The organism is Streptomyces sp. NPDC002690 (assembly GCF_053592415.1).
In genome coordinates, this window is sequence record NZ_JBSFVR010000323.1 from 1 (window position 1) to 8,320 (window position 8,320).

General features: G+C 70.6%; 7 protein-coding genes. 3 read left to right on the forward strand and 4 right to left on the reverse strand.

Going from position 1 to position 8,320, the window contains the following annotated elements:
• From ACWD3D_RS29030 to ACWD3D_RS29045, 4 genes are all read right to left on the reverse strand, one after another.
• A partial coding sequence (locus tag ACWD3D_RS29030) for an ATP/GTP-binding protein (RefSeq protein WP_451463743.1) occupies nt 1-251 on the reverse strand: 251 nt, incomplete at its 3' end.
• Nucleotides 232-639 carry a DUF742 domain-containing protein gene (locus tag ACWD3D_RS29035; RefSeq protein ID WP_266709549.1) on the reverse strand — a complete coding sequence of 136 codons (408 nt, stop codon included), beginning with the start codon at nt 637-639 and terminating at the stop codon, nt 232-234. The genes ACWD3D_RS29030 and ACWD3D_RS29035, both read right to left, overlap by 20 nt.
• A 134-nt stretch (nt 640-773) precedes the next feature.
• Entirely contained in the window at nt 774-1,187 is a 414-nt protein-coding gene (locus ACWD3D_RS29040) for a roadblock/LC7 domain-containing protein (protein WP_323180487.1), read from the reverse strand.
• A 9-nt stretch (nt 1,188-1,196) separates the two neighbouring features.
• The gene (locus ACWD3D_RS29045) at nt 1,197-5,108 is read right to left on the reverse strand and encodes a nitrate- and nitrite sensing domain-containing protein (RefSeq protein WP_451463744.1); all 3,912 of its coding nucleotides are present in this window, start codon (nt 5,106-5,108) and stop codon (nt 1,197-1,199) included.
• Nucleotides 5,109-5,689: 581 nt separating this feature from the next.
• Here ACWD3D_RS29045 and ACWD3D_RS29050 point away from each other — a divergent pair.
• The 3 genes from ACWD3D_RS29050 to gltX all read left to right on the forward strand — a co-directional run bounded on the left by ACWD3D_RS29050 (nt 5,690) and on the right by gltX (nt 8,265).
• On the forward strand, nt 5,690-5,845 hold the full coding sequence (locus ACWD3D_RS29050; protein WP_451463745.1) for a hypothetical protein: 156 nt from the start codon (nt 5,690-5,692) through the stop codon (nt 5,843-5,845).
• 166 nt (nt 5,846-6,011) lie between these two features.
• Complete coding sequence (locus ACWD3D_RS29055) at nt 6,012-6,797, forward strand: fumarylacetoacetate hydrolase family protein (protein WP_328719207.1); 786 nt, start codon at nt 6,012-6,014, stop codon at nt 6,795-6,797.
• Nucleotides 6,790-8,265 (forward strand): glutamate--tRNA ligase, encoded by a 1,476-nt coding sequence (gene gltX / locus ACWD3D_RS29060; RefSeq protein ID WP_451463746.1) that lies wholly within the window; start codon nt 6,790-6,792, stop codon nt 8,263-8,265. The genes ACWD3D_RS29055 and gltX overlap by 8 nt, the downstream gene beginning before the upstream one ends.
• The last annotated feature ends 55 nt before the right edge of the window (nt 8,266-8,320 follow it).

Consider the following 8,320-nt stretch of genomic DNA (forward strand, 5'->3'; position numbering starts at 1 on the left):
AGGATCAGGTCCTGGTCCAGGGTGATGCGTCCGAAGTCCATGGCCACCGTGGTGGTGGTCTTGTCCCCGGTGTGGGTCAGGTCGTCGATGCCCGCGGAGGCGGACGTCATCACGGCCTCGGTGCGCAGCGGGCTGATCTCCGAAACGGCACCGACAAACGTGGTCTTACCCACGCCGAAGCCCCCCGCCACCACGATCTTCGCGGACGTGGTGGAGCGGGCCGTACCGCCGCTAGAGCTTGCGAAGTCCACTGAGCACCCTTTCGAGCAGTGTCACATCCGGCGTTCCGCCGGCCTCTCCGTTGCCCGGCTGGTGGATGGCCACCATGCCGGCTTCCGCCAGGTCCGCGACCAGAATCCGTGCCACACCGAGCGGCATGGACAGCAGAGCCGAAACCTCGGCCACCGACTTGACCTCGCGGCAGAGGTGGCAGATCCGCTGGTGCTCGGGCAGCAGCGTTCCCAGGTGCGCGGGGTCGGCCGTCGTACTGACCAACGCCTCGATGGCGAGCTGGTAACGCGGTCGTGTCCGCCCGCCGGTCATGGCGTACGGACGGACCAGTGGCTGGTCGCCCTCCCCGTCGTACGACGCGTGGTGCAGAGCGCCGTACGGATCGGGTGAGGCGGGTGGCGGGGTCATGAATCCTCCGGGCGTGACGGCGAGGTGTCTACTCGCCGTCTGCAAGGGGCCGGTGGGGGCGGTGAGCGGCCGGACGAGTGAGGGTGGTGGGCAGTACCTGGGGAGATCCCGAGGGATTTCCGCTGCGTGGCCGTCTAGTGGAGCAGACTTCCTTGGAGTTCGGCGCGCAGGTCGGGCGTGAGGACGGTGCCGGCACGGTCGACGAGCAGAGCCATCTCGTAACCGACGAGGCCGATGTCGGCCTCCGGGTGGGCGAGAACGGCCAGCGACGAGCCGTCCGAGACGGACATCAGGAACAGGAAGCCGCGCTCCATCTCCACCACCGTCTGGCTGACGGCGCCGCCTTCGAAGATCCGGGAGGCGCCGGCGGTCAGCGAGGTGAGCCCGGAGGCGACCGCGGCCAGTTGGTCGGCGCGGTCGCGCGGGAATCCTTCGGACATGGCCAGCAGGAGTCCGTCGGCGGAGACCACCACCGTGTGCGACACCCCGGGGGTGTTGTCCACGAAATTGGTGATCAGCCAGTTCAGATTCTGCGCGGCCTGACTCATGGGGCTCAACTAACGCTCCTGCTGGTGAGTGGGGCCGAGTTGGAAGCTGCCGGTCGACTGGCTGTTCGCCTGCCGACCCTGCTGGATGCCCCGGCGGAGATTGGTCAGACGCCCGCGCACGTCATCGGGCGCACGCGAAACCTGAGGTCCGGTCTGGTGATTCTGCTGCTGAGCGGTACCGGGAACCAAATTGGCACGCGGAACCCGCCGGGGAAGCCCCGAAGTGGTGACACCGCCGGCAGCCGGCTTCTTGACCCGCTCGGCCTGACGTACGAGTTCGTCGTTGGGCGAAGCCCGCCACGGACCGGCCGGGGTCGCGTCACCGGAGGAGCGACGCGGAGCCGCCGGGGCCGGAGCGCCGTCGGACGGCGAAGGGACCGCCGCCTCGGCCGGCCGGCCGCCCTGCTGCGGACCGTGGAACCAGTTGGTTTCGAGCGTGTCGTACAGCGGGGTGCGGCCGTCGCCCGGACCGGCCGGCGGCAGCGCCTCCGGTGCGGGACGGCGCGGCGGCAGCGAACGCTGGGGCGGCTCGGCGGCCGGAGCCGGACGCGGCACACCGTGCTCGTCGGCGTTGCCGTACTGGCGCGGAGCGGGCATCCCCGGGGCGGGAGCCCCGAAGTCGGGACGGGCGAACTGCGCGGTGCCCGCGGGGTCCTGGGGCTGCGGGACCTGCGGCGCCGAGAAGTCCGGGCGGGCGAACTCCGAGGTGGAGCCCGGCCCCTGACGGTCGTCGCCGGGAGTGCGCCGGTTCAGCGGGGAGTTGAAGTTCCGGTCCGGGACGGGTCCCGTACCGGCCGCGAACTGGCCCGTGGACTCGTTCTCTTCGTGCCCCCGGGGCGCGTCGGCCGGACCGCGGCGCTGGGCGCCCCGGTCCTCCATGCCCCAGGTGGTCTGCTGCGGCTGCTGCGGCTGCGGGTTTCCCCCGGGCAGCTCGGCACGCGGGCCACCGGGCGGCGGCAGCTGACGGCCGGGACCGCCGGGCTGCTGGAACCCGCGCTGACCCTGGCCGCCCATGCCCTGGCCGCCCTGGGGCTGGTTGCCCTGGTTCCGGCCGAACTCGGGCTGGCCGCCCTGGCTCTGGCCGAACTGGCCGCTCTGGCCGCCCTGGCCGAACTGATCGCCCATGCCCTGGCCGAACTGACCGCCCTGGCCGTTCTGGTTGCCCTGGCCGGCGGGGTTGCCGGGGTTGCCCTGCCACTGCTGCTGTCCGTCGGCTCCGCCGAACACGTCCTGCCGTGCCGGACGGCCGCCCTGCTCCTGCCGGGTCATCGGGGCCTGCTGCCCCATGGGCGCCTGAGCCCCCATCGGGGCCTGCGGAGCCGGGGCGTTGTGCCCGAAGAGGTTCGGCTGGTCCTGCTCAGGGCCGCCCTGTGCGCCGCGGGCGCCGAGTCGTGCACCGCCGCCGAGGGCGCCGCCGCCCTGTCGCTGCGGCTCGGGCCGCCCGAAGTCCTGCGGACCCTGCGGCGCCTGCGGGCGACCGGCCTGCGGGGCGGAGGGACCGCCCGGCTGCCGCTGGGGCATACCGGACTGCGGTCCGCCCTGAGGTCCGCCCTGGGGTCCGGACTGCTGGGGGCCGCGTGCCGCGGTGTCGCGGGACGGCAGTGCCGCACGCGGACCGGAGCCCGCGCCGACCTGACCGCGCGCGGCACCCGGGAGTCCCTTGGCCCCGGCCGACGGACCGCCGAGACCGGCACGCGGAGCACCGCCGCCGGCGAGCAGACCGCCGGGGGCCTGCTGCTGGCCCGCGCCCTGCTTCGAGGGCGGCTGCTTGCCACCGTGCGCGACGTCCACGGGCAGCATGACGAGCGCCGTGGTGCCGCCGGAGTCGGAAGGCCGCAGCTGGATGCGGATGCCGTGACGCAGGGACAGCCGGCCGACCACGAACAGACCCATGCGGCGGGAGACCGACACGTCCACGGTGGGCGGCGAGGCGAGTCGCTCGTTGATCGCCGCGAGGTCCTCGGGCGAGAGGCCGATACCGGTGTCGTGGATCTCGACGAGTACCCGGCCGTCCGGCAGGGCGTGACCGGTGACCCGGACCTTCGTCTGCGGCGAGGAGAACGACGTGGCGTTCTCCAGCAGCTCGGCGAGCAGGTGCACGAGGTCGTTGACGACTCGGCCGGCCACTTCGGTGGCGGGCACCGCGGCCAGTTCGATGCGCTCGTACTGCTCCACCTCGGAGGCGGCGGCGCGGAGCACGTCGACCAGCGGGACGGGGCGGGTCCAGCGGCGGCCCGGTTCCTCACCGGCGAGGACGAGGAGGTTCTCGCCGTTCCGGCGCATACGGGTCGCGAGGTGGTCGAGCTTGAAGAGCGAGGACAGCTGGTCCGGGTCGGCCTCGCGGGACTCCAGCTCGGAGATGAGCGAGAGCTGGCGCTGGATGAGGCCCTGGCTGCGGCGCGAGAGGTTGGTGAACATCGCGTTGACGTTCCCTCGCAGGAGGGCCTGCTCGGCGGCGAGGCGGACGGCCTCGCGGTGCACGTCGTCGAAGGCCGCGGCCACCTGGCCGATCTCGTCGCGGGAGTGGACACCGACGGACTCGACGGAGGTGTCGACGTCCTGCGGGTCGGTCTCGGAAAGCTGGCGGACGAGCTCGGGCAGCCGGTCCTGGGCGACCCGGGTCGCGGTGTCCTGGAGGCGGCGCAGCGAGCGGATCATGGACCGCGCCACCACGAAGGCGCCGACGAGCGAGACGCCGAGCACCAGCAGGATGATGGCACCGTTGAGGATCGCCTCGCGCTGGGAGGCCTCGCGCAGTTCGCGGGCCTTGCCCTCCATGTCGCTGAGGAGCGTCGCCTCGATGGTCTCCATCGCCTGGATCTTGGTGGAGCTCTGGTCGTACCAGTCGAGGTACGAACGCGGCTTCCGCCCGTTCATGCCGACCGTCGTGTCCAGCACCTGCTTGGCGTAGGTGTTGGCCGCCTGGATCTCCGGGTTACCGCTGTCGAGCGGAGCGGTGAGGTCGGAGGCGCTGTTCCCGGTGGCCGCGTAGATGGTCTCGAAGGAGTTCATCGCGAGGCTCTCCTTGCGGAGCGCGTTGCGGCCGAACTGCTTGTCGTTGTCGTCGAGCCGGGTCTTCGTGCTGTTGCCGCCCGGCAGCGCGGCGGCGATGATCGCCCGCTGGACCGAGGCGTACTCCTTGGCGGAGGAGAAGGCGGCCAGCGCACGGGTGCGCTTGATCATCTCCGGGCTGGAGGTCGCCTGGGCCATGTCCTGCGAGAGGCTCAGCAGCGAAGTGATCAGCTGGCTGTACTGGTCGATCGTGTTGACGCTCGGAGTGCCCTTGGCGTACGCGGTCTTGCGGATGTCGCGGATCTGCCCGAGCTGCGTCGCGATCATGTTGACGCTGGCGTGGATGCCTTCGAGCGCCTCGTCGTTCTGGGTGTCCCCGATGGCCATGGTGGCGTCGAGGAAGGCCTCTTTGGCCCGGTCCGTCTTCTTCCGGGGTTCGGTGACCTTGTAGTTGGTCGCCTTCACACCGTTGGAGAGCGGTCCCGCCGACTCGTCGCGTTCGACCTGCAGCGCCTGCGCGAGGGCGGTCGCCTGCTTGGTCATCTGCGTCAGCAGCTGCATGTGCTCCAGCTGCTGCATGTCGTTCATGGACTCGTTGATACGGAGTCCGCCCAGCGAGGTCGCCGCGACCACGGGGAGTGCCAGGAGGGAGACCAGGCGGGTACTGATGCGCCAGTTACGCAGGGCTACGCGTGAACCCGTACTCACCGGGTCCCGGGGTTTCGCCGCCGCTGCCGGCTCGGCGTTCGTCGTCGTCGTGGCACCCGGGCGCGGAGCCTGCTCCGCGCCGTCGCCGGCGCCTGCCGGCCCGGGGTTCTGGGCGTGCTGGGGCGAGGAACCGCGGTCGGTCCCGCCGCGCGGCTCCTGTTCCGCCGGAGCGCTGCCATCCCTCTTGAAACGTCCCTGCACTAGCGTCGCAACCTCTGGACCAGGCGTCCCTCCGCATGCGCGGCGGTGACGGTGTCGGCGTCGTGGGGCGCTGGACGCGCCCCATGGTGGTCGATGAACGACCGGCGTTCTTGAACCCCCTCCGCCGCCACTCGGCGCTGCGTTGCGCCCCTGCGCGCCGGTCTCTACCCGCGGCGGTGCGTGGAATTCCAGCACAGTGCCGGACCTCCAACAAGGCCCGTGGGTTCCCCATGGGTAGGTGTCACGGGGTGTGATGACCGTGTGACCAGCCGTACAGCGTGTTCGTGCGGAAAGTGGATCATTACGGACAGGGCGGCCGGACGAGTGTGGTGTCCCAGTCCTGATGATCAGGAGCGGAATAGAACATTCAGTGACGCAATGTCCGTTTCCTCTTGCGTGATCATCATTCCGATATGCGGCATTTGTGGGGTCATTGGTGAGCAAACTCACATGATGATCGCCGTCTCATCCGGGGCTCGGCCGGGAATCCGATGTTTAGCCTGACGCTTTACTGGGATGGCGAACCCGACTAACTGGGCGCACCCCAGGGCGCGCCCCCGGCGACAAGGTCCGAACGGCAGATGAACACGACGCAGTCCCGCAGCCTCGCCAACCCCCGGCGCACCACGCTGGCCCACCTCCAGGACGCCTCCACGTTGCGCGCTCCCGAGCGGCCCGAGCACACCGCCACGCTGCCCACGCAGACGGCCAACCCGCGCCGCACCATCCTCAGGTAGTCGCGAGGCGGCCATTCCTGTCGGGAGTCCGTCCGGTGCCTCCGTTCGTCCCTCCGGGGAGGCGCCCACGGCGGTCCGCCGGGCACTCCCGGGTCCCCGCACGGCGAGGCGATAGCCTGGAGCGTCAGTCTTCAGCCAGCCAGCAAGTGAGGGGCGACAGCATCCCGTGCGCATCGCCAGGTTCTCCATCGACGGCAATGTCGCCTTCGGCGCCGTCGAGGGGGAGGGCACCGTGGAATCCGGTGGCCTCGTCCTCGACATCATCAAGGGCATTCCGTACGCCGACTTCGAGCTCTCCGGCACCAAGGTCCCGCTGAGCAAGGTCCGGCTCCTGCCCCCCGTGCTCCCCAACAAGGTCGTGGCCATCGGCCGCAACTACGCGGAGCACGCCGCCGAACTGGGCAACGAGGTCGGGGACGTCCCGGTCGCCTTCTTCAAGCCCACCACCTCGGTGATCGGTTCCGGCGACGCCATCGAGTACCCCTCCTTCTCGAACGAGGTCCACTACGAGGCCGAACTGGCCGTGGTGATCGGCCGGATGTGCCGCGAGGTCCCCCGCGAGCGCGTCAAGGACGTCATCCTCGGCTACACCTGCGCCAACGACGTCACCGCCCGTGACGCGCAGAAGCGCGAGAAGCAGTGGGCCCGGGCCAAGGGGTTCGACACCTCCTGCCCGCTCGGCCCCTGGGTGGAGACCGACCTGGACCCGTCCGACCTGACGATCCAGACGACGGTCAACGGTGAGCAGCGCCAGCTCGGCCGTACGAGCGAGATGGTCCGCTCCATCGAGGACCTGGTCGTGCACATCTCCGAGGCGATGACGCTCCTCCCCGGCGACGTCATCCTGACCGGAACTCCCGCGGGGGTCGGCCCCCTGCACGTCGGCGACGAGGTCGCCGTCACCATCGAAGGCATCGGCACTCTCACCAACAAGGTGATCAAGCGTGGTTAACGGCTCCTCCCCCCGAGTCCGGTTCTGTCCCTCCCCGACCGGCAACCCCCACGTGGGTCTGGTCCGCACGGCTCTCTTCAACTGGGCCTTCGCCCGGCACAACGGGGGATCGCTGGTCTTCCGCATCGAGGACACCGACGCGGCGCGCGACTCCGAGGAGTCGTACCAGCAGCTTCTCGACTCGATGCGCTGGCTCGGCTTCGACTGGAACGAGGGCCCCGAGATCGGCGGCCCGCACGCCCCGTACCGCCAGTCGCAGCGGATGGACATCTACCGTGACGTCGCCGAGAAGCTGAAGGCCGGCGGGTACGCGTACGACTGCTACTGCACCACCGAGGAGCTCGACGCCCGCCGCGACGCGGCGCGCGCCGCCGGCAAGCCCTCCGGGTACGACGGCAACTGCCGCGAGCTCACCGCCGCGCAGGTCGAGGCGTACGAGGCCGAGGGCCGCTCGCACATCGTGCGCTTCCGGATGCCCGACGTGCCGCAGACCTTCACCGACCTGGTGCGCGGCGAGCTGACCTTCCAGCCGGAGAACGTGCCGGACTACGGCATCGTCCGCGCCAACGGCGCTCCGCTCTACACGCTGGTCAACCCGGTCGACGACGCGCTGATGGAGATCACCCACGTCCTGCGCGGCGAGGACCTGCTCTCCTCCACCCCCCGCCAGCTCGCCCTGTACGCGGCCCTCACCGAGCTGGGCATCGCCAAGGCCACCCCGGTCTTCGGCCACCTCCCCTACGTCATGGGCGAGGGCAACAAGAAGCTGTCCAAGCGGGACCCGGAGGCGTCGCTCAACCTCTACCGCGAGCGCGGCTTCCTTCCTGAGGGACTGCTCAACTACCTCTCGCTGCTGGGCTGGTCGATCGCCGAGGACCGCGACATCTTCTCCGTCGAGGAGATGGTGGCCGCCTTCGACATCGCGGACGTCAACGCCAACCCGGCCCGCTTCGACCTCAAGAAGGCCGAGCACATCAACGCCGAGCACATCCGCCGGCTCGACGTGAAGGACTTCACCGACGCGTGCGGTCCGTGGCTGCGGGCGCCGTACGCGAACTGGGCCCCCGAGGCGTTCGACGCGGACAAGTTCGCCGAGATCGCGCCGCACGCCCAGACCCGGGTGACCGTCCTCTCCGACATCACCGCCAACGTCGACTTCCTCTTCCTCGACGAGCCGGTCCAGGACGAGGCGTCCTGGACCAAGGCGATGAAGGAGGGCTCCGACGCCCTGCTGACCACCGCCCGGGCCAACCTGGCCGGCGCCGAGTGGAACGCCGAGGCGCTGAAGAACGCCGTCCTGGCGGCGGGTGAGGCCCACGGCCTCAAGCTCGGCAAGGCCCAGGCCCCGGTGCGCGTCGCCGTCACCGGCCGCACGGTCGGCCTGCCGCTCTTCGAGTCCATGGAGATCCTGGGCCGGGAGAAGACCCTGTCCCGGGTGGACGCGGCCCTCGCCAAGCTCACCGCGTAACGGCGATCGTGTGGCAGGTGGGCGAGTCCGCGGTCCCGGTGGTGATGGGACTGGC